This is a genomic window from Buttiauxella agrestis, assembly GCF_900446255.1.
GTDB classification, from domain to species: Bacteria; Pseudomonadota; Gammaproteobacteria; order Enterobacterales; family Enterobacteriaceae; genus Buttiauxella; species Buttiauxella agrestis.
The window spans coordinates 2,506,290-2,532,876 of record NZ_UIGI01000001.1; the positions used below are offsets into that span (position 1 = coordinate 2,506,290).

The window sequence follows — 26,587 nt, forward strand, 5'->3', positions numbered from 1 at the left end:
ATATTAATGGTATTGCGTTAGCCGTTATTCCAGCGATGTTTAATGTAACTGACCGCTTCCTGCGTTTGTGGCTGGTTGAGATAATTCTCCCGGAACAAAATTGTGCCGTTGATGTTGGGGAGAGACTCATTTAAATCGAGCTGTTTTTTCAGTTCCGGCACACCGCCATTGACCGTCCAGTCGGGTTCATTTTTTGATGACTCACCGACTTTATAAAACGCCACGCCAATATAAAGACGAGTGTTGGTCGGTTTCACCACATCAGCCCACCATTTTGCCAGCACATCATAACGCGCCGCTTTGCGTGAGAAGGGCCAATAGACCTGCGGGGCGATGTAATCCAGCAGCCCTTTTTGCACCCAAAGACGCGTATCGGCATAGGCTTCATCATAAGCCGCGGCACCAGAAGTTTCGGAACCGGCCGGATCGTGTGAGCGGTTGCGCCAGACGCCCGCAGGGCTTACCCCAAATTCGACGTTGGGATTTAACTGTTTGATAGTCCGGGAAACTTGTTCAATTAACAGCTGCGTATTGTGCCTGCGCCAGTCTGCTTTAGACGCGAAACCCTGACCATATTTCTGGAAAGTCTGGCTGTCATTGAGCGTCGCCCCTGGCGATTCAGTATAGAAATAGTCATCAAACTGAACACCATCAACAGGATAGCGTTTAACGACTTCAGCAACGACACTGGTTATCCAGTCCCGAGCTTCAGGAATGCCAGGGTCCACGACATAACGATCGCTTGCCGTGCGAATCCAGTCGCGATGCAGCACAAATACGCTTGGCGGCTGATTCGTTAAGGTGTTGTTGAGTTCCGCGACGGTTGAGGCTTTGGTGTTCGTCGATACACGATAGGGGTTAAACCACGCATGGACTTTCATGCCGCGCTTGTGCGCTTCATCAAGCATAAACTGCAACGGATCGTAGCCAGGATCTTCGCCAATTTTGCCGGTTAATGTGTCTGACCACGGCAAAATCTGTGATGGCCACAGCGCGGTGCCATCCGGTTTCACCTGGAAAAATACCGTGTTGACCCCCAGGGTTTTAAGCTTATCGAGCTTATCGGTTAACGCTTTTTGTTGCTGGCTAATCCGGTTTGCGGGACTGGCATTCACGGAGGCGATAGGCGGCCAGTCAAGACGTGAAACGGTTGCCAGCCAGACGCCACGCATCGGTTCTTTATTCAGCTGAGATTTCCCCGGTAAGGGCTGTTTCGCGACCGGGGGAAAAGGCGTAACCAAAGACTGCGGCGGTTTCGATGAACAACCTGCAAGTAAAAGAGCAAACGCAACGAGCGTTCCTGTTCGTTTAACCGTTAACTTCATCGTATCCAGGCTCTTTTAAGGCGTTATTAATGCATGGCCTGCAAGATTATCAGTAAATAAAGAGGGTGTCAGTATTCCTTAAACGCCAGCTCCAGGCGGGCGATCAGCGGCTTGAACAAGTAACTTAAGAAGGTTCGTTCCCCGGTTTTTATCGTTACGCTTGCGGGCATACCGGCTTTAATTTTGTAATCGCCAAGCAACTGTACGCCTTCTCGTGAAACCTGGACTTCTGCGAGGTAGTAGGGTTGTTGCGTGACTTCATCCATTAAACGGTCTGCCGAAATAGTCAGAACGCGAGCCGGAACCGACGGTAATAAAGCATGGTTGAGGGCAGGGAATAACACATCCACTATTAGCCCTGGCGCCATTTTATCAATCGCATGCACCGGGATTTTGGCGTCTATTTGCAGAGGCTGCCCGGCGGCGACAATATCCATTAAATGTTCACCCGGCTGGATAATCCCGCCGACGGTACTGACTTTAACATCCAGAACAATGCCATTAATCGGCGAGCGAATTTCGGTGTTATCCAGTTCATGCCGTGTCGATACCAATTCATCTTCCAGCATCGCGACTTCTTTTTGTTTATCTGATAACTCGGACTCCACTTCGCGCAGGTATTGATGACGTACTTGATAGGCTTTGATCTTTAGCTCGTTTTGCTGGGATTTTAGTTTGGCAATATTCAGAATATCTTCGGAGACACTACTGGATATTTCAGCCGCTTCACGTTCAAGCACCAGTAATTGTGCTTTTGGGTAGTAGTTTTTTTCACTGAGCGCTCTGATGGCACCCAGTTCGCGGCTGATCAGCGTGAATTGGTGATCGCGGAATCCTTTTATTTTATTCAGGTTTTCGGTTTGCCCCACCAGGCCGTCGAGTGTTTCCTGAATCATTGATAATTCGTCCTGAATTGTTTTCCGGCGCGTATCGAATAGCTTTTCCTGGAGATTTCTTGCATCCGCCAGGCGTTTATTATTGGCGAACTGTTTTGTCAGGCTCGCATCGAAAGCGATAGTTTCCAGACCATCTCTTTCCGCCAGCAAACGGTCTTCATTGCTTTTGGCTGAGATATATTGCGCGTTTAAGGCACTGAAACGCATGTCGAGTTGCATTTTGTCCAGGCGCACTAATATCTGATTTTTTTGGACCGCATCTCCCTCTTTAATAAAGATGTCGGTCACTCGACCACCGCTCAGGTGTTGAATTGTTTTGCGGTTGCTTGAAACGGTGACGGTGCCGTCAGCCACCACGCCAGCGTCCAGCGGTGCCTGTACCGCCCACAATAAGAACCCTCCAACGCCTATGACTATCACAATAATCCCGCGCAGAATCGGGGGCCAAATTTGAGTGTCCACGCTGCCGGAACCGTCTGTTTCAGGGTTATTTTTGTTCTTTTTCATTTTCTGTCAGGCCTCACGTTGCTGAACATTCGCCGCTGAAGCAGGAGTGGCTACCGGTTTTAAGATGTTGGCTTGTCGCAAATTCGCGAAGACCTGATCGCGGGTGCCGAACTCCTGCACGGCCCCCTCGTTGAGAAGTAAGACTTTGTTGACCACGCCGAGCAGTGTTGGGCGGTGAGAGATAATGACGGTGGTTTGCCCCTGTGTGCGCAGCGTATTAATGGCCTTCACGAGGGCAAATTCACCGGCATCGTCGAGGTTGGCGTTGGGTTCATCAAGGACGATAAATGCCGGATTGTTGTAAACCGCACGCGCAAGCCCAATTCGCTGGCGCTGCCCGCCGGAGAGTTGATGCCCGCCCGCGCCCAGTGGCGTGTCGTAACCTTGTGGGAGGCGTAAAATCATGTCGTGCACGCCCGCCAGTACCGCGGCTTCGACGATAAGCGTGCTGTCGTTGTTGGAAAAGCGGGAGATATTTTGCGCGATGCTGCCATCAAATAATTCAACATCTTGCGGCAGATAGCCCATGGATGGGCCAAGCAGTTCTTTATCCCACTGGCAAATGTCCGCTCCGTCCAGGCGAACTTTGCCGGATAACGGTTTCCAGACCCCAACCAGAAGTTTGGCGAGCGAAGTTTTGCCGGAAGCCGATGGGCCGATGATGCCCAACACTTCGCCTTTTTCGAGTTGGAATGAAATATTACGCAGCAGCGGAGCATGCTGACCGGGCGCTGCGGCAAAGACACTTTCAACGCTGATATTGCCCTTTGGGCGCGGCAGCGTCAGGACTTCTTTCGCCGCCGGATATTCTTTCAGTAGTGTGGATATCTGGTGCCACGCGCTACGAAACTGCACAAACTGTTTCCAGCTACCAATGATTTGTTCTACCGGATTCAACACTCGGCCAAGAATAATGGAGGCGGCAATCATTAACCCCGGAGTAATTTGCCCCCCGATCACCAGTAATGCCCCCGCCCCGAGTGCAACGGATTGCAGTAATACCCGCACAAAGCGGCTCAGACTGCTTAAATTCGCGGTTTTGTCGGCAATCTGGGTTTGTAGAATCAATACTTTGCTGTGCTGTTCCTGCCAGTTAAGTTTCAGGGTGGAAAGCATGCCCATGGCTTCAATCGTGTCGGAATTTTGCAGTTGTTTATTGAGTTTTGTGGCGTTATTGATGGTTAACGCATGGGCTTGCTGGATAGGGCGTTTGGTTGAGAATTCAGAAACCAGCGTCAGAATAAAGAGTATTAATATCCCGGCCAGAGAGAGGTATCCCAATAGCGGGTGGACAAGAAAGGCCATGAATAAATAAATAGGCGTCCAGGGGATATCCAGTAACGCAAATAAACTGCTGCCGGAAAGAAACTGGCGAATTTGATCCAGTTCTGCCAGTGACTGCGCGGGGTTATTTTCGCCAGTGGCGACCTTGCGTTTAAAGGCGGCATTAAAGACTAACTGGCTTAATTTAACATCCAGGCGATTACCGAGTCTTATCATGACGCTGGAACGCGCGGATTCAATCATTGCAATCACGATGTAAATACCGACAATCAGTAACGTTAACATCAGTAAAGTGGTGGTATTTTTGCTGACCAGAACACGGTCATAGACCTGCAACATATAGATTGCCGGCGCCAGCATAAGCATATTAATCACACAACTAAAAAACAGCAGCATAATAAAGGTGGGTTTCGTTCCCTTTAATGCATCCTTCAGTTCTGTTGGCGTATGCTGGCGCGACATGGTATTCCCCTTACGCGATGAGTGAGTTATTGCCGTTGTTAGCGGCAAACGGTGTCGGTATTTCCAGTACAAAATCACCCATATTGACGGTGGTAGAGTTAACGCCGACTAAAGTAATGGTATCCGCGCCGATGGTAACGGTGGTGTTACCACCGCTGCCGCCAATCGCGACGTTGCTGGCGAAGGTACTCGACGTAATGCCCAGCAGACTCAAATCGAGGTAATCTTGTCCGCCTGTGGCATTGCTATCGAACCCGTTAATGCGGTCTTGCCCGAAGCTTGCGCTAAAGGCGAAGATGTCATTTCCGGTGCCGCCGTCCATGATGTCATTGCCTGCCTGACCATTGAGTCTGTCGTTGCCTGTGCCGCCGGAAAGGGTATCCACACCCGCGCCGCCGAAGAGAACGTCATCGCCAATCCCGCCTTGCAGATTATCAACACCATCGCCGCCATCGAGGGTGTCATTTCCTGATCCCCCCACCAGTTGGTCGTTTCCTCCCATGCCAGACAGCGTGTCGTTACCATTACCACCGGTCATAAGGTTGGCCGTCGCATTCCCGATGCCGACGAAATTGCCCTGGCCGGTGAAGACCAGTTGCTCCACGTTTTCGGTCATGGTGTAGCTATTGAGGCTGGTTTCGACGATTTCCGTCCCGCCATTTAGCGCTTCGATGACGATATCGCCTGCGTTATCAACGATGTAGGTGTCGTTGCCGTCACCGCCTGCCATGGTGTCGGCACCCTGGCCACCATCGAGGTCGTCGTCACCCGCATCACCTTGCAGAGTGTCGTTTCCTGTGCCGCCGGAAAGGGTGTCACTCCCGGTTCCGCCGACTAACAGGTCGTCACCCGCGCCGCCATTAAGGGTGTCGTTGCCACCTTCACCGCGCAGAATGTCGCTCCACGCCGTCCCGGTGAGGACGTTACCGGTATTTGTGCCCGTGATGAGGTCGCCAACAGGTTGAGTCGTCGTCGAAGTCAGAACGACAGGCGGGTTGCCTTCATCATCAATGACGGTGACAACGACCTGTATGGTTCTGCCCACCATGGCCTGCGTCGGGGTGTAAGTTGCCGCGGTAGCGCCGACAATGTTGGTGAAACCCGTCCCGTTGCTCATTCTCCATTGGTAGCTAAAGTTGCCGCCGCTCAAGCCATCAGCATCCGCGATACCGGAGACCACCGCCGTCAGCACCAGGCTTTCGGTTGGCGTCGCATCGCTGATCACCGGAGCCCCGGTGGTCGGCATATTGCGTGGGACAACCGCCTGAGTTTGACCCGACACTAATCTTTCGGCGTCACCCATACGGTCGTTGAACGTGGCGACAACGCGCACTGGCGCACCCTGAATCGTGCCCGGTACTCTGAACTCCTCGCCGACGGCCTGATCCCGCCATTCGCCGCCAATCAGTGCCTGCCAGGTCAGGGTGATAGCGACGTCGGCGACCAGCCCGTTACCATCATGCAAATCGGCAATGTTGACGCGCAGAAGATCGCCCACCTGAGGCGTTGCGCTACTGACGGAGAGATTGCCCGTGGCCTGTTGCGCCGTGACCCAGAGCTGTTCACCGTTGCCAAACTCCAGTTTTTCGATGTTCAGCAGGCGGTCGATACCATCATCAAGATTCAACGCGGCATCCGGCGTGGCGTGGTCAACTCTGAGGCTGCCGTCCTGCATACGGGTAAAGACATAGTTGCTGCTGATATCGCGATACACTGCGACGTCAGTTTCTGTGCCATCACCTTCATGCAAGATTTCACGCACGATCGCGAGTTGGTCGGGTTTTAAGGTGCCTGCCAGCATGTAAGATTTCAGTTCGTTCATGCTGTCGACACTGGTGATACCCGGCAATCCCGTGACTGCGATGCGAACGTTCAGCCACGCGTCACCATCAATAATGTCATTGCCTGCTTTACCGGTAATGCGGTCGCTCCCGCCGCCACCGAGTAAAATATCGCTGCCATCATCCGGGTTTAACAACACCGCGTTAGGGTCTGCGGAGTGCGCAACGCCGAGGATGTCCTGAAGCCCAGTGATCCTGTCAGCACCTTCCTGGGTGAGATTATTAGAGAGGGGAGTTCCCAGAACCGGCGCGGTTCCGAGAGGCTGTTCGGTGCCAACTAACACATCGTTATATTTCCATCCCGATAACCCTTCGACCAGGTCGAAACGGTCGCGCAGGATGAACTCCTGTTGGTTGACGAAAATCGGAATGCCGAGGTCAGAGTTCGCGCCGTGCGGGTCGCCTTTGTGGATGGCCCAGTCGAAACCGGCCATGCCATTGTTGCGCTGAATACCCGCCCCCTGAACCATGATGTCGTCGCCCGCTTCGCCATCGTAGTCCGTATCGTTACCCTGGCCATTGAGCACGTCGTGGCCGACAATAGTGCTGTTGAAGAACAGTTCAGAGTTTTCGCCCGTTAGCGAGTCAAACCCGTCACCGCCTTCCAGCCAGTCGTCACCTTCGTTGCCAAGCAGGGCGTCAGCGCCCGATCCGCCCAGCACAAAGTCATTGTCCCGGCCCGCAAACACTTCCTGGGCATCTTCGCCGACAACTACAAAATCACTGCCGCTGCCGCCGAAGACCAGGTCGTTACCGTTCCCGGAGAAGATCACGTCATTACCCGCATCACCATGCAGGAAATCGGCATCACCAACTGGTGTTCCGGTGTCGGTAATAATGTCATCGCCGTCACCGCCGTGGACCACATCAGCCTCGTCGCCACCATCAAGGCGGTCGTCGCCACCGTCGCCCCACAGGCTGTCGATACCTTTGCCCCCGATGAGCGTATCGTTCCCGGCGGAACCGCCGAGCACCACATGACCATCTCCGGTGTATTTAAGATATGCCCCGTCAGCCGCGCCATCGCCGTCCACATCCTGAGTGGCTGCACGCCGCGTCATCAACGGAGTGAGCAAATCCTTGAGCGGATTTCCCCATTTCGGGTCGACTTCTGTTTGCAGCGCCTGGTTCACTTCGAAAATGTGATCCGGGGTCTGGAACAGGTTCGCAGGCAGGTGCGAGGAACCGTTTTCGCCCAGGTCACTGTTGCGCATCACCAGAGCGGAGAACGAGTTCGCTTCCAGTTCATTGAGCATATTCATCCCTTGAACACGGCTCAGGTAGTAGAAACGGTCGCCGTCTTGCAGCATTTCCATTTGCGTTTCAAAGACGAAGTTGAAGGTCGAACCGAGCATGCCGCCAAACTCGTTTTTGCGCTCCGCAAGGCCGCCAATCCAGAAATCGACCATATTCAGGCCGCTCTCTTTGGTCGCCCAGGCGCCGGTGCTGTTGAAGAAATCAAGTGCATCGGCAGGCGGCGCGTTAACCCCATCACCGAACAGCAGGAAATTCACCGCATCGCGTTTCCCTTCGATAGTGGAGGCGGCCAGAATCAGCTCGTGTTGGCCATATGCGGCCATAAAGTTGATGATGGAAGCCGGGTTTTTGAGGTAAGTCGTAAAATCAGACCAGCTGGTATAAGGCCGCAGTTCACTGTTTCCGCTTAATTCAAAGAACTGCTCGCGAGCCTGGTTCAGCGTCGGCATTGCCGTATCACGGCCACGGGCAATGTTCAGCGCACCTAAATCCAGCGGCAGTCCAATCAGGTTATTACGCAGGGCATCGGTAATAAATTCATCAATTTCGTTACCGACTTGACGCGTCATACCTCGCACAATCGCGCCGATTGCCTGCTCATCCGTGACGTTGGCACCGTTGATTTCATTAAAAGCGACTGGATTGAGGAACGCTTCAATCAGGCCGATATCGCCGTTTTCCATATCAATATCGGTACGGGCGACGGTTTCTGTCAGCATCGAGTGGCCAAAACGGTAAACCACATGCGCAAACTCAGCGAAGATCAGCGGGTTGATATCCGCGCTGTTGGAGAAGACAAATGGGTCGACTGCGGGTTGCACGGTGCGGGCGAACTCTTCGAAAACCAGGTGCTGATACTGCATTTCGGTAGTGAAGCGACCCGCCTGGAATAAGTATTCGCCGTTCCATACCAGGGTACTGGTATCGGCTGGCAGTTCAGTTATCTGGTGCGAAGGCATCAGCCATTGATTGATTAGGCTGATATCCCCGGTTTCCAGCAGGGTCGTTTTGTACTCTTCCACCAGGCGGTTGTGTTCGCTGTGGAAGACGGCGTGTACCGCGGTTAAGCCGATGTTTTCGTTACCGCGTCCGTCGCCGGTGATGAAGTGGCGGTCGAGTAATTCGTCATCGTAAGTTCCAGCGGGTTGAGCGCCACCGATCACATCATCGTCATCGGCCACCAGCCCGGCTTTTGGTGCGGCGGTATGGGCAATATCGTCGAGGAAAGCGTGCCCGGTGCGCAGCGTTCCGGCAGGTAAAAAATCACCGTTAGCTTCAACCAGCCCGGCGGTGGTCACAATTTGCACTTTGCCGTTTTCACTTAAGATTAAATTGCCGTAGCGGTCGGTGGCGAGCAGCGGAACATTGAACACATCCTGATCGGTGAGTTTGATACCGAGTAGGGTTTCAGCCTGGTTTTTGACATCGGCCCAGGTTGCCAGCCCGCCATTCGCACCGCCTAATAAATTGCCGGTGGGTTCAGGCTTGCCGTCGATCATGACGTATTCGCGAATGAATATTTGATGTGAAGGGTGGGAAGTATAAGTTTGGTTTTGATCGATGAATGGGGTGGTGAGGTTTACCGTTTCATGGTTGGCATCTACTTTTGCTCGGGTTAATACCATGAAGTTGGTCGATGACCCTTCCACATATAAGGGGTCATCGGGTTGCAACGGAATAAATACAATGCCGTTTCCCTCCTTAGGTATTAAATCCAGACCATGGTCAAAGAATTGCCCGAATAACGTCATCCAGCCGTTAAAAGCAGGGGAAAGGCCGACATCTGGCGAAAGGTTAGGAATCGACAAGCTGCCATTTGCCGATGTTGTTCCTCCTCCTGGGGCATCTTGCAGGCCATTATGCGCGTCGACCGCAGCCGGGTTAGACGCAGTTTGATCCGATATTAAGTTACTGATAATTCGCGGGTCTGCATCAACAACCATCCCACCGAGTTGGGTATAACTGGTCATTGCATCCGCATCTTGCCAGTTTAATGCGGTTAATCTTGGCATATTTTGATCGGCGGCACCGTAGAGTTCCTGGCCCGGCAGAAGGTTATTCCACGAGCCATCGACGGTACGTATCCCGTAAGGAAGCAACGGGCTGGAAACTAAATCGCGAAGGGCATCGCCATTAATACTGCCGTCCGGGTTTGTCGCTGCTTCAGATATTTTTATCTGCTTGAGAATAAAAGCAAGATCGTGCAGCGTGACAGTAAAGTCATATTGTGAGGCCATAAATAATTACCCCTATCTTTACTTTGAACTAGCTATCATCACTCGTTCCTGTCGTTTTCAAAAAAGGCAGGAGAATGAACCGTGTGTATTGAAAGAAATTATCGAGTTGCAATGAAGCAACCAGGGTCCATTTTTATTTAATTTAAATTGTGCACTACCTTTTTAGAGTTATTCTCCTTGCGTAAATCCTTAGCGGAATAAGTTTAATTTCACTCGTAAAGATAATTATTGGTCATTTACAGGCGGCCTCAGCCCTTTGAATGCGTGGATGCATTCAAGGCAAGGGGGTTTAAATATAAGCGTGCTATTTATTTGCCTGAGGTTTTTATCTCACATGACACCGTAGTTATGTTCCTAACTATGGTTTTTCTTTGTGTTACTTCTCTCATGCTTTTTTATTACCAATAAAATAAATCTGTAACTAATTTGTCATGCTTTATACATAAAACGGAACTTTTATCAGGTGCCTGGCCGATATAAAGTGAGTAAATGATAAATAAAATAGTGCTGCTGATTATTTTTTGGGAACCATCTGACTGATAAATATGGATTGTTCTATTGGGGGGCAGGGTGAGTTTATTGCGCCAAATGCATAAAACTCACAAATAAGAAGGGTTCTCATTAGCTATAGAGAAGAGGGCTTATTTTCATTTCTTTACGTTACTATTTAACGTTAAGCCCTGATTACCATTTTCAGATTTCAGCAATTTAGGCGATAGCAGCGAAAGGGGTAATGATCAGTTAACCATCAAACGCAGGCATAAATTATCGGGATAGGGTGAAAAGTAGTTTTGCGTCTCCAGGTAACGATCCGGGTAATCGCCAAGATAATGCTTCAACAGGGTCAGCGGCGCGAGGAGCGGCAACAGCCCATCACGGTAATGCAGAATCACATCCCGTAATTCTCCGCGCTGGCGGCTGTTTAACTGATTACGGAAGTAGCCCTGAATATGCATCAGAACGTTAGTGTGATTTTTCCGCGACGCGGGCGTTTTCAGGATCGCCATTAGTTTTGCGCGATATTCTACAAAGAAGCTCTCAAGGTTTTCCCACTCGTGCAAAGAGGCGACGAAAGGCCCGATTTCCCGGTAGCCTGGCTGGTGATGCGCCAGCAACTGAAGTTTGTAGCGACTATGGAAGTCCAGCAGCGCGCGACGAGTCAGGCCATTTGCCCGCAGGGTATTCAGCTCATGCAAGGCGAAGACGCGCTCGACAAAATTTTCCCGCAGCACCGGATCGTGCAGACGGCCATCCTCTTCAACGGGCAGCCACGGGTATTTCTCCAGTAGCGCTTGCGTAAAGATGCCAACTCCCTCCTTGCGCCCGCGATTGCCGTTTTCGTCATACAGCCGCACGCGCTCCATACCGCAACTTGGTGACTTAGCGCAAACGATAAAGCCAGACAAACCGCCTTGCGATGACAGGAACGAGTCCGCGAAGGCGGTCATTTTGTCCGTAACATCATCATGAGGTGCATGGCTAAAGCGCATCCGCAAATCCCCTTCGCCGGTCTGTACCAGACGTAGCGCCGGACGCGGAACGGGCAGGCCGATGGCCATCTCCGGGCAGATGGGTTTGAAATTCACCCACTGCGCGAGTCCGTCCATCACAAATCCCATCCGTTTATGACCGCCGTCAAATCTGACTGTGGAGCCGGTTAAGCATCCGCTGATCCCAATGACTGGTTTAGTGCTCATGAATTTCACCTTGCCTGTGAACAATGTGGTAATCACATTATTAAAACTTAGACAAATAATAGTGTTTGTACAAGTTTAGGGGAAGGATTTTAGAGCGCAATGACCTCGAGCGAAGCGACTTGTTGCTGCCAGAGCTCAATCTGATTTTTGCGCGCGGCGGTCAGTTTGCCACTAGTGACCAGCAGCCATTTTCGATCCGGGAAGATCTCCGGGGCCAGCATGACAGGCGGCACGGGAAGCACGTCAATCCGCTGTCCTTGCCCTGTACGCTTTAACGCTTCAAGCCAGATTTCACAAGGATCGGTAAGGTGCCAGCCGGTGATTAAGTAATTATCGCCCGGCGCTTTTTTATCACCTTCGAGGCAAAATGAGGTGTAGGAGATGATGATGCCGTCGAGGATTTCGCGCAGCGTCATTATCGCGGGAATGTTGGCGGAGACTTTACTTCGCAGCGGACGCAGGACTTCCGAGACCAACTCCGGGCGCGGATATTCGCGGCCCGAATCGTAAATTTGTTGACGCAGAGACTCGATTTTTCCCTCTTTCAGCCGCTGCAACATGCTCTCCTGAAGACTGAGCCAGTTGTTTGTCTGACGTGTTTCAGGCCTTGCCAGCAAGGGTTTAACCTGGCTGACCGGAACGCCTTTTTTCACCCAGTCGAGAATTTTTAACGCCTGCTCGACATCATCATCACTATAAAGACGGTGTCCGCCATCAGTGCGCATCGGCTTGATCAGACCGTAACGACGCTGCCAGGCGCGGAGCGTGGTGGCGTTTATCCCGCAAAGACGGGCAAATTCACCGATGGAGTAGGGCATAAGTCTCACCTGATAATAGAGAATATTCTCAATATACTACGAATATTACCGGGCTGAATGTAGCGCAGGATGTTTGCACTACACTTTATTTCCAACCGCGTAGATGAAAGGAGTTCCCATGAAGCTATGGCCTGTTGTGACCGGAGTCGCTATCGCACTAACCCTGGTTGCTTGTAAATCTCCCACGCCGCCGAAAGGAGTTCAGCCTATTACTGGGTTTGATGCCAGCCGTTATCTTGGCAAATGGTATGAAATCGCTCGCCTTGAAAACCGTTTCGAACGTGGCCTTGAGCAGGTCACTGCAACTTATGGTAAGCGCAGCGATGGTGCGATTAGCGTGCTCAATCGTGGATATGATCCGATTAAAAACAAGTGGAATGAGAGTGAAGGGAAAGCTTCGTTCACTGGCGCACCAACGACGGCTGCGCTGAAAGTGTCATTCTTTGGGCCGTTCTATGGCGGGTATAACGTGATCAAGCTGGATGATGATTACCAGTACGCGTTGGTTAGCGGTCCGAACCGTGACTATTTGTGGATTTTGTCTCGAACGCCAACCATTCCGGATGCGGTGAAGCAGGATTACCTGAACACGGCACGCACGCTGGGATTCAAAGTCGAGCAGCTCGTGTGGGTGAAGCAGTAAGTCATTGCACCGGGTTCTGTCCGGCGAAAGATGCCTGAATCGAACCCGGTCATTATTACTGGCAGAATGCGCGTGTATCTAATCTGCGTTTAGCCTTGCTCTGACACCTGACCGGTATTTTTTTCTGTCGCCGCGACATTAGCTTTATTACTGGAATAGATGAAGAAAAGCGCAATTCCCAGGCAGACCACAGCACCCAGGCGTGTCGCTGAGAAGTGAATGACCTCATTACCTAACCAGCCAAAATTATCAATAAGCATACTCATTGTCAGTTGACCTAAAATTACCGCAACTGTTGCAACAGCCGCACCAATACGCTGAACAGCCAGCACCATAATGACGATATAAGGAACACCACAAAGTGCGCCAAGCAATTGCCATTTCGGCACATCCAACAAGGTTAGGGCATGCTTTGGTTCGAAGAAGAAAATAAGCAGGGCGGTGACCAGTGCGCCAACGGAGAAAGTCAAAAACGCACTGCGGAACACGCCAACATTGCAGCCTAACTTTCCATTAATGGCAGCCTGCACGCTAAGGACCGCACCGCCGATGACCGCCAGAAAAATCATTAATATATTCACAGTTTCACCTTAGCCTTTGGCCACAAGGAACAGAGCCGCAATAATAAAAATCAGCGCAATAATTCGCTTACTGTCAATTTTGCGATGCGCCGCACCGAACAAGCCGTAGTGGTCAATGACCAGGCTCTTGAAGACTTGTCCTGCCAGAATGCCAATCATCGTCATTGCAATCCCGATAATGGGAACCGCAACGGTCAGGATGACGACATATACCGGGCCCAAAATTCCACCCAACAAAGTCCATGAAGGTTGAGTAAAGAATGAAGGGCTGTTTCGTGGGCTAAAGAACAGCATCAGCAAGAATGTCAGCGCCGCGCCGACCCCGAAAATGCTGAAAGTGGCCCATAAGTCGCCGACCTCACCGCCCAGCGGCCCTAATAAACCCGCTTCAACGGATAACCCCATCCCGCCGGAAACGACGAGAAATATAAATAAAAGCTGCATATAACACTCTCCAGTGGCTTAGGTGCAGGATCCTATAGCAGCGGGGAATAATGAAAAACGGTATAATTCAGGAAACACCTTTGCAGGAATCGAGATAATGTACGATCCGAGCGCCATTAATTTCCGCACGCTGATGTTTTTCATCGGTGTGTTTGACGAACAGAGTTTTTCAGCTGTCGCAAGGCGAGAAGGGGTCTCAGCGTCAATGATTTCGCGGGTGATCCTGCAACTTGAGGACACGCTTGGGCAGCAGCTTTTTTATCGTAATACCCGAGCAGTTATCCCCACTGAAGCGGGTCGCCTATTTATTGACTATGCCCGCGCAATGACTGACCAGCTGAGTGAAGCGCGTAAAGCGATGCTGGACCGATCCCTCGAGCCCGCAGGGCTGATACGAGTCAATGCGCCAGTATTTTTTGGCCAGCGACATATTGCTCCATGGCTTACTGAACTTTCAGCCCGCTATCCGAGGTTGCTGATTGAACTGACGCAGACTGATAACTATATCGATCCCCACAGGGACGCGGCAGACGTGATTTTCAGAATTGGCACACTGACGGATTCCTCTTTCCATGCCCGCATATTTGGAACCCAGCATTATCATCTGGCAGCTTCCCCAGGCTATATAGAAAAGTATGGAGAGCCGGAGCTCCCAGCGGATCTCATTCATCATAAATGTCTGGTTTATAAAGGATCAGTAGGGCCAAACCGTTGGTTATTCAGGGAGCAAGGCGGCAGTTGGACTCATTATCCGGTAACAGGGTTACTGACATCTAATAATGCGGAATCGTTACTGACCAGCGCGCTGGGTGGTATGGGATTGGTTCTTTTCCCGGACTGGCTCATTGGCGACAGTCTTAAAAATGGTGATCTTGTCAGAGTCATGGAGGGATTCGAAGCGGCAATTAATACAGAGCCGCAGCATATCGCCGCCATTTATCCCAACGCGCGACGACCGCCATTAAACGTACGGGCGGTCATTGATTACTTTGTGGAAGTTTACGGCACGCCGCTTTACTGGCAGCTCGATTGATGTGAGGTGAGTTAGCCTGGTGAGTTCTGAGATGGTATCGGGTTTGTATCCTGATAGTCTATTTAACATAATATACATTATGCGCACCAAAGTTGTAGCAGCTCAATAGTAGTGTCCGCCTGTAGCTCAATTCACGTGACCGCGATATGGTGAGTCTCACGGAGTCGTTTTTCATCAGTAAAAACTACCGGAGATTGCCATGTGCGCAGAAAGCTCAGGAATGTTTACCTTGAAAGAGATCAACCGCGTCAAAATTATCCAGGATGTCATCGAGCGCCGAATGACAACGCACCGCGCAGCTGAACACCTCGGGATCAGCGACAGGCAATGCCGCCGGCTTCTGGTGCGTTACCGTGAAGAAGGTCCGCTCGGTATGGCCAACCGGCGACGTGGCATGCGTGGTAACAGGCAACTTATGCCCGGTCTTGCCGATCAGGCTCTGGAACTTATCAGGACACGTTATGCTGATTTCGGTCCGACACTCGCGCAGGAAAAACTCGCAGAGCTCCACGGTCTGATCCTCGGTAAAGAGACCGTGAGGCGCATTATGACGCGTGCGGGTCTCTGGGTTCCCCGTAAACAACGGGCAGCCAGGATCCATCAACCTCGTTACCGGCGCCCGTGTACTGGTGAGCTGATACAAATAGATGGCTGCGACCATGAGTGGTTCGAAGACCGTGGCCCGGCCTGTACCGCTCTGGTCTACGTTGATGATGCAACCAGCAAAATTATGGAGCTTCTGTTCGTCAAATCAGAGTCCACGTTCTCTTATTTTGAAGCCACGCGACGCTACATCGACAAACACGGTAAGCCACTGGCGCTGTACAGTGATAAAGCGGGCGTTTTTCGGGTGAATAACAAAAATGCGACCGGGGGTGATGGCCATACGCAGTTTGGTCGGGCCATGCACGAGCTGAGCATTCAGACTATCTGTGCCGATACCAGTGAGGCGAAAGGTCGCGTCGAACGTGCACATCTCACCCTGCAGGACCGCCTGGTGAAAGAGTTCCGGTTACAGGGGATCAGTTCAATGGAAGCGGCCAATGCATTCGCCGAAACATACAGGGCTGATTACAACCGACGCTTTGGTAAAATCCCGAGGCATGATTTTGATGTTCACCGCACCGTGGAACACGATGAAGATCTGGATCTGATATTCACTGTTCGCGAGAAGCGAAAGGTCTCAAAAGCACTGACCATTCAATACGATAAAATGTTGTATCTGATAGAAGACAGTGAATATAGCCGCCGCGCCATGGGTAAGTATATTGATGTATATCATTACCCCGATGGGCAAAAAGAGCTGCGTCTGAATGGTGTGGCTCTTCCCTGCTCTACCTACGATCGGCTCTCTGAAATCGACCAGGGTGCCATTGTTGATAATAAACGTCTCGGCAGAACACTTGAGTTTATCCGGCTGGTACAGAGCAACCGCGATGACACTCGCTCACAGTCCGTTCCTGCAGGTGATGGCCCTTCCCGACGACGTCCCAGAGCGGCCGGTAAAAAGACCCAGCGTGCGCTGAACCAGGATGACATGCTTGAAGCCCTGAAGCAGCTTCAGTCGCGTTCTGAGCAAATCTTTGGCAAAAAGCCTGGCTGATTCAACCGTTATTGATGAGTGCGACGACAACTTAATGACGTGCTTACCAGTGAATCGTATCTGGCCAGACCCAGTCCGTATTATTCATGGTATTCAGCATTTTTGTATCCGGCTTTTCACGGGCATATTGACTCCAGAGTGAATCAAAGGAGCAAAGGATCTTATCCAGTTTTTCTTTTCTCTTTGCAGGTGGCTGACTGAGGAAATAACAACACCGGCTGTCAATATTGTCCTCAAGCCATTCAAAGTCAGAGTCAGCTGCGCTGCTGGCCAGTTTTATCATCACTTCTGCCCGGTTACCCGGCAGAAACGCCTGTAAAGCGGACTCCAGAAGATGCTCGAATGCATACATAATGGATAACTGTTTTTTATCTGTCTGGATGTAACTCATTGAACGTCTGAGGATTGCAGACTGAAGCAAGACCAGTGGCCATAACAGTTCCACGCCATAAAGCTGATAGGAATCCCCTTCTTCATACTGATACTGCTCAGTACGGCGACAACCTTCCCGGGCTTTGCGGATGTCATAGGCCAGGGCGAGCATAAAGCCATCTTTAATCTTTATCAGAGGACTTTCGTCCACAGCGAAATGGATAAACTGGTGTAATTCATCCAGTGCTGCCGTATCTCCCCATAAAATAATACCGGCATTATTGGGTGTTAATTCAAATCGGAACATAACGTCCATCTTCACATTATTTCAGTATGAAAAAAGACTATCAGTAATGATTTCATTCAGCATCCGGTATTAAACAAAACACCGAGATTAATTGAAAAGAAACAGGATTAATGGTCATTTCAATTGAGCCAGATAACGGTCAGTTTAATTGAGGTTTGACAAAAGTAAGCTAAGGCAGAATCCAGTGATTAATCAGCTTCATTGCCCTGGTGGCTGATAGCCTCTGAAAGTTCATTCTCCAGCACTGATTCCATCATTCGTTTCCGACTGTGGTTGAGATAAGCAATAACCGCGGCGCTGGATTCGTCTTTACGACTAACCATCATCAGATTTGCTGACAACTCTTTCGAATCAAGTACCCGATAAACGACACCGGGGATGGCCACCTGAGCTAACGGCGCGGGAACCAGAGCAATACCCAGCCCGGCACCGGCCATGGCGAGAACACTCAGTGAACTGGAAATACGCCACGCAATGTTCAGGGAATCGCCAAGTAGCCTTTGTAACTGAGTATCCAGTTGCGAATCCACATCATTAATTGAGTACATAATCATTGGTTCATGAGCCAGCATGTCTATTGTCAGGCGCTCTTTGTCGGCGAGCTTATGATCGCTTGCCATCACCACGACTCTTGACCATTCTCCCACGCATTCATACACAAGGGCTGAATCATGCACCGGATAGTAATCCGGCATATAGCCCACATCTAAAGTCCCGTTCTGGATGGCTTCATGTTGCAACTGCGGCGCAAGTTCCTGGCAAATCAATTCAGCATCCGGATAAGCCTGATGAAATGAGCGTATGTCCTGCATCAGCCTGCCACTGAAAACCGCATTACCGGCAAACCCTATCCGCACCCTGCCCGTTTCACCGCGAATAGAACGCTCAACGGCAAGGCGAGTATGTTCCACTTGTTCCAGCGTGCGCGTGGCCTCAACCTGCAAAAGTTTCCCGGCATCGGTGAGTTCAACATGGCGGCTGGTACGAATGAATAACGGGCCGCCCAACTCAGCTTCAAGGGCTTTAATTTGCATACTTAAGGCCGGTTGAACAATGTTGAGCCGCTGCGCCGCCCGGCCAAAATGTCGCTCTTCGGCGACGGCTAAAAAATACTTCAGGTGACGTAAATCCATAACCACTCCATTAATCATTAAAAATGATTAATCAGTAAAATCTATGTATTTGAGCTTATCGCATTTTGCGTCCAAACTAAATCCAGTCAACTAACAGGAATTGAAAACATGCAAAACCCACTACAAGATCGCCAACAACTTAATGACCTGATGAATGGCTGGATGCACCGCGATTTAGGCGAATGGGATCGGTTACGTGACCTGTTTCATCCTGATGGCACGATTGAAATTACCTGGTTTGAAGGACTGGGAAGCGATTTTGTCGATGGTTCAATGCGCATGGGGGCTTCTGACCTGCGCACTAAACATCTCATCGCAACACCTGCCATTACCTTCAATGAAGCCGGGGATAAAGCGATTCTTGAAACTAACGCGATCATCATCGCCGAGAACGTGAAGCTCAATATTGGCTGTGAGTGTCACAATCGTTTTTACGATCTGGTAGAAAAAAGAAATGGCGAGTGGAAACTGTTCCACCGTCAGAGTGTTTACGATATCGGCACCTTTACGTTCCCGTTAGGTCCGGTGGAGATTGATCAGACGATTGTTGTGAAATATCCGCGCGAATATGCCGCGCTGGCCTATTTGCTGGAGCAAAGCGGATTTCCTCTGGGTCGCGTATTTGCGACGCGCGGCAGTGAACTTGAAGCAAAAATGAAAACCGACGGTCAGCGCTGGTTGGCAGCATGATTTCAGAAATACCCTCGCCCTTCCCCGTAAATTCGCAGTTTTTTCTCTGATCCGCTGTTTGTTCGCGAGGGGAAAGGTCTGGTGGCTACGACGGTCGCAGAAAATTTGCATCTTCACCTCAATGATGGATTTAGCCATCTGCTAAACAGTCTGGATTACTTCTCTGATGCCAGTACGAAAAGCAAATTTACTATCCATTCAACTGCTTATGCTGCTACTCGCTTGATGCCTGATATTTGTGCGCATGTCGAAGCAAATGCGTTGCATTGCACTATTTCGCATATCAGTTCAGATGCCATCATGGATAACGATGAAGATATTTTGATTTATCGCAAAGCGGATATTATTTTTGACACCAAGCCTTTCTACAGCTTTTCTACTATTACTGAACCCTATATCAGCGAGCATGTAGTGGCTATCTGTCGTCAGGATCACCCTCGCCTGAAAAATACATTAACGATGGAAGAAATGGCTCTCGAAAACTCCACGTTTCTGACGGTGGGTTCAGATGGTGTGAAACGGCTTCAGAATGATATTAATAGTTATTTCGGCGACCGGGAATTTTCCTTTAGTAGTAGTTCCATTATTGCTAATACAGCGATTGCCGAAAAAACCAATTGTGTCAGCTTCATTCCTCAATGGTTTGCCAATAAATTTGCAAAAAGTTTCAACATTAAGATTCTGGAGTGCGAATTTCAGACCGAACCCGTCACCATGTATCTGACATACAATAAATCCTCGCTAAAAAATAATAATTTCATCGAGGTTTTAAAAATAATTAATCAATGCAAAGAATTGTATTAGAAGTGAACATGAACCCGCACCATTACGAAATACAGTGCGGGTTCTGCTTTCATGTCTTACCAGGAATACTTGCCGCCCACCAGGCCGTGCACACTTGAGTAACCGTCTTTACCCGCTTCTACACCGGTAGCGACCCACAGTTGCCAGTTTTTACCGACATTTGTCTGCGCGCCAATTTTCACCTCGTAGCGGTTAACCGGAACGTTATCGCTTACTGTTGCGTCATCCATCTGAATACTATTACTGCTGCCGCCATGCCACCAGTTCACTTCAACATAAGGTTGCGTCGATCCGGCATCGTGTAACTGGCCGTAGAGACGTGAGCCAAGACGGGTTGTTACGCCGCCAGAATCGTCACTGTGGACGCGCGTTCCGTTGGATTCGTACTGATCTCCCTGGCTGTATTTTGTATAAATCGCCTGGAACTGAGGCTGTATATACAATCCGTGTGCTGAACTGAGTTCCAGGTCATAACCTGTTTCCAGGGAGCCGGTCCAGTTGTGACTGCTGTATTTCTCTTCCGGTAAATCGCTGCCGTTAACGGTGTTATGGAAAGTGCCATATTGCAGCCAGGTATCGACGTAAGGCCCGGTTTTTTGGTCTGCGGATCCACCATACCAGGTGCCATAAATCCCAAAGTTGTACCCTTTGAGATTGCTGTCGGAAGTGGCGCTTACGCCGCGCGAATCGGTGTGCGAGCTAACATCGGCATACCCTGTCATCACCCCAACATTGATGCGCTGATTCCCGAAATCATGGCGATAAATATCGCTGCCGACGCGCAATATCGCGGTGTCGGAACCGGTCGAAAGAGAATCGCTTCCGGCCTTGCTGTTGATACGTCCTGCATCAAAATGTGCCCAGGTTAACGGTGAATCGTCACCGGACTGACGGTTTTCACCATTACGATCGTGCATTGTCGTCAGGAATACGCTGTTCGCCAGCCTTTGGTTAGCGAGATACGAGCCATCTTCCGGGCGCAGCACGGGTGTATCGGAGCCGGGTTCAGGCGTTGGGCCATCAGGGTTTGTCGGGTCGGTAGGATCAGTGGGGTCTGTTGCGTTTGATTGTGAACGCAGGTACCAGTTGCCGTCGTTTTCTGTCGGTGTACCTTGATACAGAGAGTATTCGTAAGCGCCCGAAACTGCGCGCCCTTTCAAGGTAAAGGTGCCGTCAGACTGGCCGCCAACGTTGACCACCTCAATTCCGTTGACCGTCTGCTCACCCAGCCCATGCATATTATTCACGGTAACAAGAGTGTTGCCGCTGGTATCACCATTGACGACCATTTCATCCGTCGGAGAATCATCACCATTAAGATCGCTGTTGATAATCAGCTGGCCATCGTTGCTGCTGTAGTTACCCTCCACCGTCAGGGTATTGCCAGCGACGTTGTTGGTCAGGTCAACTATGCCATTGTTTTCCAAATCCCCGGCTATGTGTAACTGGCTGGTGCTGTCACTCAGTACGCCGACGACGCCATTGTTGACCACGGACCCGCCAACGAAACCATTTCCGCGTAACGTACCCGCTGCCTCAACGTAGACCGTACCGGTACTGTCGAGACTGCCCTGCGTCTCGCCAATTTGCAGCGTCCCCCCGCTGATATGGGTATCGCCACTGTAGGTGAGGCCGCTATTAATGATCAGTGTGCCGCTGCCGGTTTTATTCACGCCGCCGCTGCCACTGATAGTATTGGTTAACGTCCAGTCGCTATCGTTATTAAAGTTCAGCAGGCCGTCGTCGGTAACGCTGGCACTGCCGAGCTGGGAAGCCTGAGTCACAATGGCACTGCCCGTGATATCCCATAGCCCTGCAAACGCCGTATTATCACCAGTGATTGCCACATCCGTTCCGCTCACCAGCGCCTTTCCGCTGCCGCTTATGTCGTTGCTGAAACTCTCGTCGTTGAACGCCAGTTCCAGCGTGCCTTCATTATTGATTAATACACCGCCCGTTCCCGTCGCCTGTGCCTGCGTCAGTAACAGATCGCCCGCTTCTACCGTCGTTCCTCCGCTGTAGGAGCTGGTTCCACCCAGACTCAGCGTGCCGCTGCCCTGTTTGGAGAGGCTGCCGCTGCCTGTAATCACACCGTCAAATTGATCGTTGCCCTGCGCAACGTCAACACCGAGTTCCGCGCTACCAAGGGACACATTCCCCGTGCCGGTCAGCCCATTAAGCGTTTGATTGTAACCATTCAGAATAAGGCTGGCTCCGCTGGCAATGTCCACGCCGCTGCTGCTGTCCAGCGTATGCGCAATACCCGTCGTTAATGAACCGCCGTTAATCAGCGTAGCCCCGGTGTAGGTGTTCAGCGCGGACAGCGTTAAATTACCCTCGCCAGCTTTGGTCAGGGTTTTGCCATCCCAACCGGTCGCGGCATTTGCTGCCTCATCGGCCAGGACCACGTCGACATCAAAATTGTCTGTTGCTGGCGTCAGCGTGAAGTTGCCGTTAGCGTCTGCGCCGCCGGAGGTCCAGGCCAGCTCATAGCCCACGTTGTAATCCAGGTTGTCTGCCGATTTCTCACCGTGAGCAATCAGATAATCCGGCATTCCCGTGGTTCCGAAACTGACAGTGGAAAAATCACCTCGAATACCCGCGGTGGTGTGTATCACTGTCGTCAATGATTGTGGCAGTTCACTGGCTTTGGTCGGCGTACTGCTCCCCAGACCGACAATGTTCAGGGTAGCCTGAGGGCCAATGATGGCATCTTTAGCCGTAATCAGCCCGCCGTCGCTACTCACGTCGGTATCCAGTTCGCCAAAAAGATAAGCGCCGCCAGTGGTATTCAGATGCGCCCCTGAATCCAGACGGAGGGTGCTTTCTTGCTCACTCGTCACCCCGCCGCTGCCGAAATTCACGGTCGCGGAAGACGCCACTTCAACGCTCCCCGAGGTGATATAAAGGGAGTGTTGGGATAGCTCGTCACTCAGGATTAAATTACCGCTACCTGACTGGTTCAAGTCTCCCGTCCCGGTGAGTCCACCAAGGGTATAATCATCGCTGTGAATAACCGTCAGAATGCCGTTATTGACGATATCGCCAGCCACACTGCCGGTGGTTCCCCCATTACCCAGGAAGAGAACCCCTTCATTGGTCGTCAGCCCTGTGTAGGTATTATCGGCAGTAAAATGAATGTTCGCGGAAGGATTGCTAATATTCACATTCCCGGTGCCGGAAATCGTCTGCGCAAAAGTTTCGTCATCATGACGATCAATAACCAGCGTGCCGTTATCAATGATATCGCCGCTGACCATGCCAGAGTTTCCGCCAATGCCCAGAGAGAGCGTGCTCCCGCTGTCAATGGTGGTGGTGCCGGTAAAGGTGTTATCACCCGTTAAAAATAGTATGCCGCTGCCGGTCTGAACCAGACTACCCGTCCCGGAAATATTATCGGAATCGACAACACTATCACTGTTGTCAAAGACCAGTGTCTCGTCATTAATAATACTGTCGCCCAACACTGTCGCAGCCTGCGCCACCCCACCGATACCGGCAATCACCGCTGCTGTCAGCATTTTTATTAAAAAAGGAGACCTTCTGATATTCGTTTTTGCGGATACCTTATTAGTCTGCGGGTAACGCTGAGAATTACGTTCAGTTTTCATCTTTACCATGCTTATTGAATTAAATCTGAAGGAGGTGTGGTTATTATGAACAACCAATATGAGCAACAATAAAATGGATCACTCACTAAACTTAAAAATATGATAAAGATAAATAGCGCTATTGTTACGTTTGTTAAAATAATTTGGATGAATTTATTACACTGTCGCTATTTACCCTGATAACTTTCACCACCTTATTAAAGGAGTCATTAATAATAAGTTCAAATTAATGGGCTGGTGCTACTGATAAACCATTTTATCTTTTTTCTTTGGAGCACCAACTTAATGATATTTTTAGTTCAACTAAAGATATCGATCCGGGAAGAAATCACAGGCAGGGTCTGCTACATGCCATCAACACGAGCAGACCTTTGATGTCTTATCCTGATAAAATTTCACTAACGCATTTTTTCCAGTAGTTTGAAAATGGACTTTTTACCCTCTTCATCACGGAGGTTTTTTCGATAACTCATATAGACGTCTGGTTCTTTAAATCCGGGACCAAAGTTGTGGTTCAGGCTTTTTATCGAAAATGACATGTTCAGTTTAAGGAAGACGCTCACCGGTATAATGCCAATCATTTCAGTAACTTCTACGGCGGAGAGTAAATTAATATAGTTATTACAACAAAACCCAACATTTAGGCCAGGCAACAGGTTTTCCCATTCTGGAGTACCCCACTCTTTAATTAAGTGTTGTTGTTCAAGGACGGCATGCGTTTCCGCAACGTAATTTTTTAAATTAATCGACTGTGATAAACGCGGGTGATCTTTACTACAGATGATGCAAACTTCTTCTTTAAACAGTTTTCTGAACATGACCTCCTGATGATAAATCGGGTCATAATCAAAAATAACATCAATGCTCTTATCCAGCAGTGAGTCCAAAAAATCACCGTGTGAAGCCGGTAAAGGCACAAGCCTGACACCGTTAATATTTTGCTCTTTCGCCAGATTGAACGTTAAAGGGATAATGTTATTAGCAACATAATCCGTGCTGGAAATAACGAGTGAATACTGTTGCGATTGCACAAAGGTATAGTCTTCTTTGATTTCTGCAGGGTTCAACATATCCTGGATTTTATCATGTAACGATAAGGCGAAAAGCGTGGGCGTAAATTGCTTATTCTTCCTGACAAAAAGTACGTCAGAATAAATCTGACGCATCTTTTTGATAGCATACGTGACACTTGACGATGAAATATTCAATGAGTTTGCTGCATCCTTGGTACATTTCAAACGCATAACTGCATCAAATATTTTCAGAAGCCTTAATTCCGCATGGATGACAGGTATCATTTACATACATTCCTTTTATGAAAATAAGTGTCATTATTAAAAATAAAAATAGATTTTTACTCATTTGTATAAACACTGAATTTTTTTACTAATTCCCTGAGCTGATCAATTCGGGCGTCGTAGCGCGCCTGATCCAGTTTGCTTCCGGTACCCGAAGCACTCGCTTGCTTAAGGAGTGTTACCGCATCCTCGAGTTTACCTTTCAACGCTAAACTCTCGGCTCGCGCTGCAAGCTCCTGGTCCCTCTCGCCTTCTGCGGCACTTGCTCTTTCCAGCAGCGCCCAGCCGTTGGGATCATCCGGTCGGGTAAAAGTATAATTATTCAATAAATTATGAGCTTTAGCGTTTTGCCCAGCTTCGATACAGGCATTGGCCAGATTGAGTTGCAGAACCGGACTGGTTTTGACTGCCCTGCTCTTTTCAAGCCTGGTCACGGCCTGCCCGGTTTGTTGATTGGCGACATCGACATCGGTCAGCGCATCTAAAAACCACTCGTTATCCGGTGCCTGCTTGTTCAGAACTAACAGCAATGCGCTGGCTTTATCGTATTGCTGATCCTGATACGCCAGAATAGCCTCGCCATATTGCGCGGCGGTCTTTTCATGCGCGGAACCCGCAGACAGTTGTTGCAGGAATTGCCGGGCATCAGCCGTGTCATTCCCGCCATACATCGTCATGACGCGCACCTTGGCCAACAGAAAATCGAGCGAAGCAGCGTGATGAGGCGGCCGCGCCATCTGCCCCGCCCGGTTACGGATATCGGCCAGACGGCTGTTAGGCAACGGGTGCGTCAGCAGCATTTCCGGAGGCATGGCTGAACCTCGGGATTCATCGGCCAGTTTTTGTAAAAAATCAGGCATGGACTGGGGATCAAAACCAGCCCGCTCGAGCACCTGAATACCAATGCGGTCGGCCTCTTGTTCATTGGCTTGCGTGAAGCTAATCATATTTTGTTGACCGCCCGCCAGCGTACTGGTCAGTGCAGCCATACCCGCTTGCGGACTGGCAGTGGCCAGAATGATTGACCCTAATGCCCCGACCCAGGTTAACGGCGCATTACTCTTTTGGTCTTCCATCGCTCGGGCCAGGTGTCGCTGTGTGACGTGCGAAATTTCATGCGCCATCACTGAAGCTAACTGGTCTTCATTATCGCTATAGCGAAAGATGCCTGAGTGAATAACCACATTGCCGCCAAAAAAGGCAAAGGCATTGAGTTCATTGTTATTCACCAGAAAGAAATGGAACGGTGTTTTTACCGAATAAGCATGGGAAACCAGCTTTCCACCGAGTTGATTGATATATCCCGTCAATAAAGGGTCATCAATCAACGGGGTGGCGGCCCGCAGCTGACGAACATAAAAGTCCCCCATTTGCATTTCCTGGCCGATGCTCAGTGTGTTACCTGCGGTGGTGCCAATGTCAGGCAGCGTATCTGTTGATCCGCTTGTGGGTATCGCAGCCGGGGTTTTATCCAGCCCCCAGTAGTTCTGTTCTGTTGCCGCTGAAACAGAACCCCCTAATAGAGTACCGACGATAATGGCTAAAATCTTTGTTCGTAATTGCGTTGCCATAGTTTTGTTTTCCGCCTGGCTTTATATCTTTAATAAAACAGGTGTAATAAGGAATAGAGCGTACGGGGACATTAACACTTCCTGTACGGGGCAATTATAATAACGCATATGCTGAAATTATCATCACCCGAGCACATTAGAATTACTTACATCACTTGTTATAAAAATTTAAT

18 protein-coding genes are annotated in these 26,587 nt (G+C 50.1%); 5 read left to right on the forward strand and 13 right to left on the reverse strand.

Annotated features, from left to right (window positions below):
* Positions 1-17: 17 nt before the first annotated feature.
* The 6 genes from DY231_RS12145 to DY231_RS12170 form a co-directional block, all read right to left on the reverse strand.
* Entirely contained in the window at positions 18-1,325 is a 1,308-nt protein-coding gene (locus DY231_RS12145) for a glycoside hydrolase family 10-like protein (protein ID WP_115628591.1), read from the reverse strand.
* A gap of 68 nt (positions 1,326-1,393) precedes the next feature.
* Complete coding sequence (locus DY231_RS12150; protein ID WP_034495382.1) at positions 1,394-2,728, reverse strand: HlyD family type I secretion periplasmic adaptor subunit; 1,335 nt, start codon at positions 2,726-2,728, stop codon at positions 1,394-1,396.
* A 6-nt stretch (positions 2,729-2,734) separates the two neighbouring features.
* A complete protein-coding gene (locus tag DY231_RS12155) occupies positions 2,735-4,474 on the reverse strand; it encodes a type I secretion system permease/ATPase (protein ID WP_034495379.1) in 1,740 nt (579 codons plus the stop codon).
* Positions 4,475-4,484: 10 nt separating this feature from the next.
* Entirely contained in the window at positions 4,485-9,809 is a 5,325-nt protein-coding gene (locus tag DY231_RS12160; RefSeq protein ID WP_115628592.1) for a peroxidase family protein, read from the reverse strand.
* A 737-nt stretch (positions 9,810-10,546) separates the two neighbouring features.
* Entirely contained in the window at positions 10,547-11,506 is a 960-nt protein-coding gene (locus DY231_RS12165) for a YbgA family protein (protein WP_115628593.1), read from the reverse strand.
* A gap of 89 nt (positions 11,507-11,595) precedes the next feature.
* Complete coding sequence (locus tag DY231_RS12170) at positions 11,596-12,324, reverse strand: MerR family transcriptional regulator (RefSeq protein ID WP_115628594.1); 729 nt, start codon at positions 12,322-12,324, stop codon at positions 11,596-11,598.
* A 118-nt stretch (positions 12,325-12,442) separates the two neighbouring features.
* Between DY231_RS12170 and DY231_RS12175 the strand changes: the two genes are divergently transcribed.
* Complete coding sequence (locus DY231_RS12175; protein WP_115628595.1) at positions 12,443-12,967, forward strand: lipocalin family protein; 525 nt, start codon at positions 12,443-12,445, stop codon at positions 12,965-12,967.
* An 89-nt stretch (positions 12,968-13,056) separates the two neighbouring features.
* Here DY231_RS12175 and DY231_RS12180 read toward each other — a convergent pair whose 3' ends face one another.
* Positions 13,057-13,548, reverse strand: coding sequence for a DMT family transporter (locus DY231_RS12180; RefSeq protein ID WP_115628596.1), 492 nt, complete (start codon positions 13,546-13,548; stop codon positions 13,057-13,059).
* 9 nt (positions 13,549-13,557) lie between these two features.
* Positions 13,558-13,992: a DMT family transporter gene (locus tag DY231_RS12185; RefSeq protein ID WP_115628597.1), complete on the reverse strand. Its 435-nt coding sequence runs from the start codon at positions 13,990-13,992 to the stop codon at positions 13,558-13,560.
* Positions 13,993-14,089: 97 nt separating this feature from the next.
* Here DY231_RS12185 and DY231_RS12190 point away from each other — a divergent pair, with 97 nt between their 5' ends.
* Together DY231_RS12190 and DY231_RS12195 are read left to right on the forward strand one after the other, a co-directional pair.
* A complete protein-coding gene (locus DY231_RS12190; RefSeq protein ID WP_115628598.1) occupies positions 14,090-15,025 on the forward strand; it encodes a LysR family transcriptional regulator in 936 nt (311 codons plus the stop codon).
* 199 nt (positions 15,026-15,224) lie between these two features.
* A complete protein-coding gene (locus DY231_RS12195) occupies positions 15,225-16,628 on the forward strand; it encodes an ISNCY family transposase (protein WP_034500118.1) in 1,404 nt (467 codons plus the stop codon).
* Between the two features lie 43 nt (positions 16,629-16,671).
* On the opposite strand, the gene DY231_RS12200 is transcribed toward DY231_RS12195, so the two are convergent.
* Both DY231_RS12200 and DY231_RS12205 read right to left on the reverse strand, forming a co-directional pair.
* Complete coding sequence (locus DY231_RS12200) at positions 16,672-17,316, reverse strand: DUF6904 family protein (RefSeq protein WP_256682708.1); 645 nt, start codon at positions 17,314-17,316, stop codon at positions 16,672-16,674.
* Positions 17,317-17,495: 179 nt separating this feature from the next.
* The gene (locus DY231_RS12205; protein WP_115628599.1) at positions 17,496-18,440 is read right to left on the reverse strand and encodes a LysR substrate-binding domain-containing protein; all 945 of its coding nucleotides are present in this window, start codon (positions 18,438-18,440) and stop codon (positions 17,496-17,498) included.
* 108 nt (positions 18,441-18,548) lie between these two features.
* On the opposite strand from DY231_RS12205, the gene DY231_RS12210 reads away from it, so the two are divergent.
* Together DY231_RS12210 and DY231_RS12215 are read left to right on the forward strand one after the other, a co-directional pair.
* Positions 18,549-19,130, forward strand: coding sequence for a nuclear transport factor 2 family protein (locus DY231_RS12210; RefSeq protein WP_115628600.1), 582 nt, complete (start codon positions 18,549-18,551; stop codon positions 19,128-19,130).
* An 81-nt stretch (positions 19,131-19,211) separates the two neighbouring features.
* Positions 19,212-19,934 (forward strand): LysR substrate-binding domain-containing protein, encoded by a 723-nt coding sequence (locus DY231_RS12215; protein ID WP_115628601.1) that lies wholly within the window; start codon positions 19,212-19,214, stop codon positions 19,932-19,934.
* Between the two features lie 56 nt (positions 19,935-19,990).
* Here the strand turns inward: DY231_RS12215 and DY231_RS12220 are convergent, their stop codons facing one another.
* The 3 genes from DY231_RS12220 to bepA all read right to left on the reverse strand — a co-directional run bounded on the left by DY231_RS12220 (position 19,991) and on the right by bepA (position 26,414).
* Entirely contained in the window at positions 19,991-23,455 is a 3,465-nt protein-coding gene (locus DY231_RS12220) for an autotransporter outer membrane beta-barrel domain-containing protein (RefSeq protein WP_172588688.1), read from the reverse strand.
* A gap of 488 nt (positions 23,456-23,943) precedes the next feature.
* Positions 23,944-24,843: a LysR family transcriptional regulator gene (locus tag DY231_RS12225; RefSeq protein ID WP_115628603.1), complete on the reverse strand. Its 900-nt coding sequence runs from the start codon at positions 24,841-24,843 to the stop codon at positions 23,944-23,946.
* 56 nt (positions 24,844-24,899) lie between these two features.
* A complete protein-coding gene (bepA, locus tag DY231_RS12230) occupies positions 24,900-26,414 on the reverse strand; it encodes a beta-barrel assembly-enhancing protease (protein ID WP_115628604.1) in 1,515 nt (504 codons plus the stop codon).
* Between the last annotated feature and the right edge of the window lie 173 nt (positions 26,415-26,587).

What these genes read in the sequence shown, in the direction of transcription:
- DY231_RS12145 (WP_115628591.1), bottom strand. Translation starts at nt 1,325, where the DNA reads ATGAAGTTAACGGTTAAACGAACAGGAACGCTCGTTGCGTTTGCTCTT.
- DY231_RS12150 (WP_034495382.1), bottom strand. Translation starts at nt 2,728, where the DNA reads ATGAAAAAGAACAAAAATAACCCTGAAACAGACGGTTCCGGCAGCGTG.
- DY231_RS12155 (WP_034495379.1), bottom strand. Translation starts at nt 4,474, where the DNA reads ATGTCGCGCCAGCATACGCCAACAGAACTGAAGGATGCATTAAAGGGA.
- DY231_RS12160 (WP_115628592.1), bottom strand. Translation starts at nt 9,809, where the DNA reads ATGGCCTCACAATATGACTTTACTGTCACGCTGCACGATCTTGCTTTT.
- DY231_RS12165 (WP_115628593.1), bottom strand. Translation starts at nt 11,506, where the DNA reads ATGAGCACTAAACCAGTCATTGGGATCAGCGGATGCTTAACCGGCTCC.
- DY231_RS12170 (WP_115628594.1), bottom strand. Translation starts at nt 12,324, where the DNA reads ATGCCCTACTCCATCGGTGAATTTGCCCGTCTTTGCGGGATAAACGCC.
- DY231_RS12175 (WP_115628595.1), top strand. Translation starts at nt 12,443, where the DNA reads ATGAAGCTATGGCCTGTTGTGACCGGAGTCGCTATCGCACTAACCCTG.
- DY231_RS12185 (WP_115628597.1), bottom strand. Translation starts at nt 13,992, where the DNA reads ATGCAGCTTTTATTTATATTTCTCGTCGTTTCCGGCGGGATGGGGTTA.
- DY231_RS12190 (WP_115628598.1), top strand. Translation starts at nt 14,090, where the DNA reads ATGTACGATCCGAGCGCCATTAATTTCCGCACGCTGATGTTTTTCATC.
- DY231_RS12195 (WP_034500118.1), top strand. Translation starts at nt 15,225, where the DNA reads ATGTGCGCAGAAAGCTCAGGAATGTTTACCTTGAAAGAGATCAACCGC.
- DY231_RS12200 (WP_256682708.1), bottom strand. Translation starts at nt 17,316, where the DNA reads ATGGACGTTATGTTCCGATTTGAATTAACACCCAATAATGCCGGTATT.
- DY231_RS12205 (WP_115628599.1), bottom strand. Translation starts at nt 18,440, where the DNA reads ATGGATTTACGTCACCTGAAGTATTTTTTAGCCGTCGCCGAAGAGCGA.
- DY231_RS12210 (WP_115628600.1), top strand. Translation starts at nt 18,549, where the DNA reads ATGCAAAACCCACTACAAGATCGCCAACAACTTAATGACCTGATGAAT.
- DY231_RS12220 (WP_172588688.1), bottom strand. Translation starts at nt 23,455, where the DNA reads ATGCTGACAGCAGCGGTGATTGCCGGTATCGGTGGGGTGGCGCAGGCT.
- DY231_RS12225 (WP_115628603.1), bottom strand. Translation starts at nt 24,843, where the DNA reads ATGATACCTGTCATCCATGCGGAATTAAGGCTTCTGAAAATATTTGAT.
- bepA (WP_115628604.1), bottom strand. Translation starts at nt 26,414, where the DNA reads ATGGCAACGCAATTACGAACAAAGATTTTAGCCATTATCGTCGGTACT.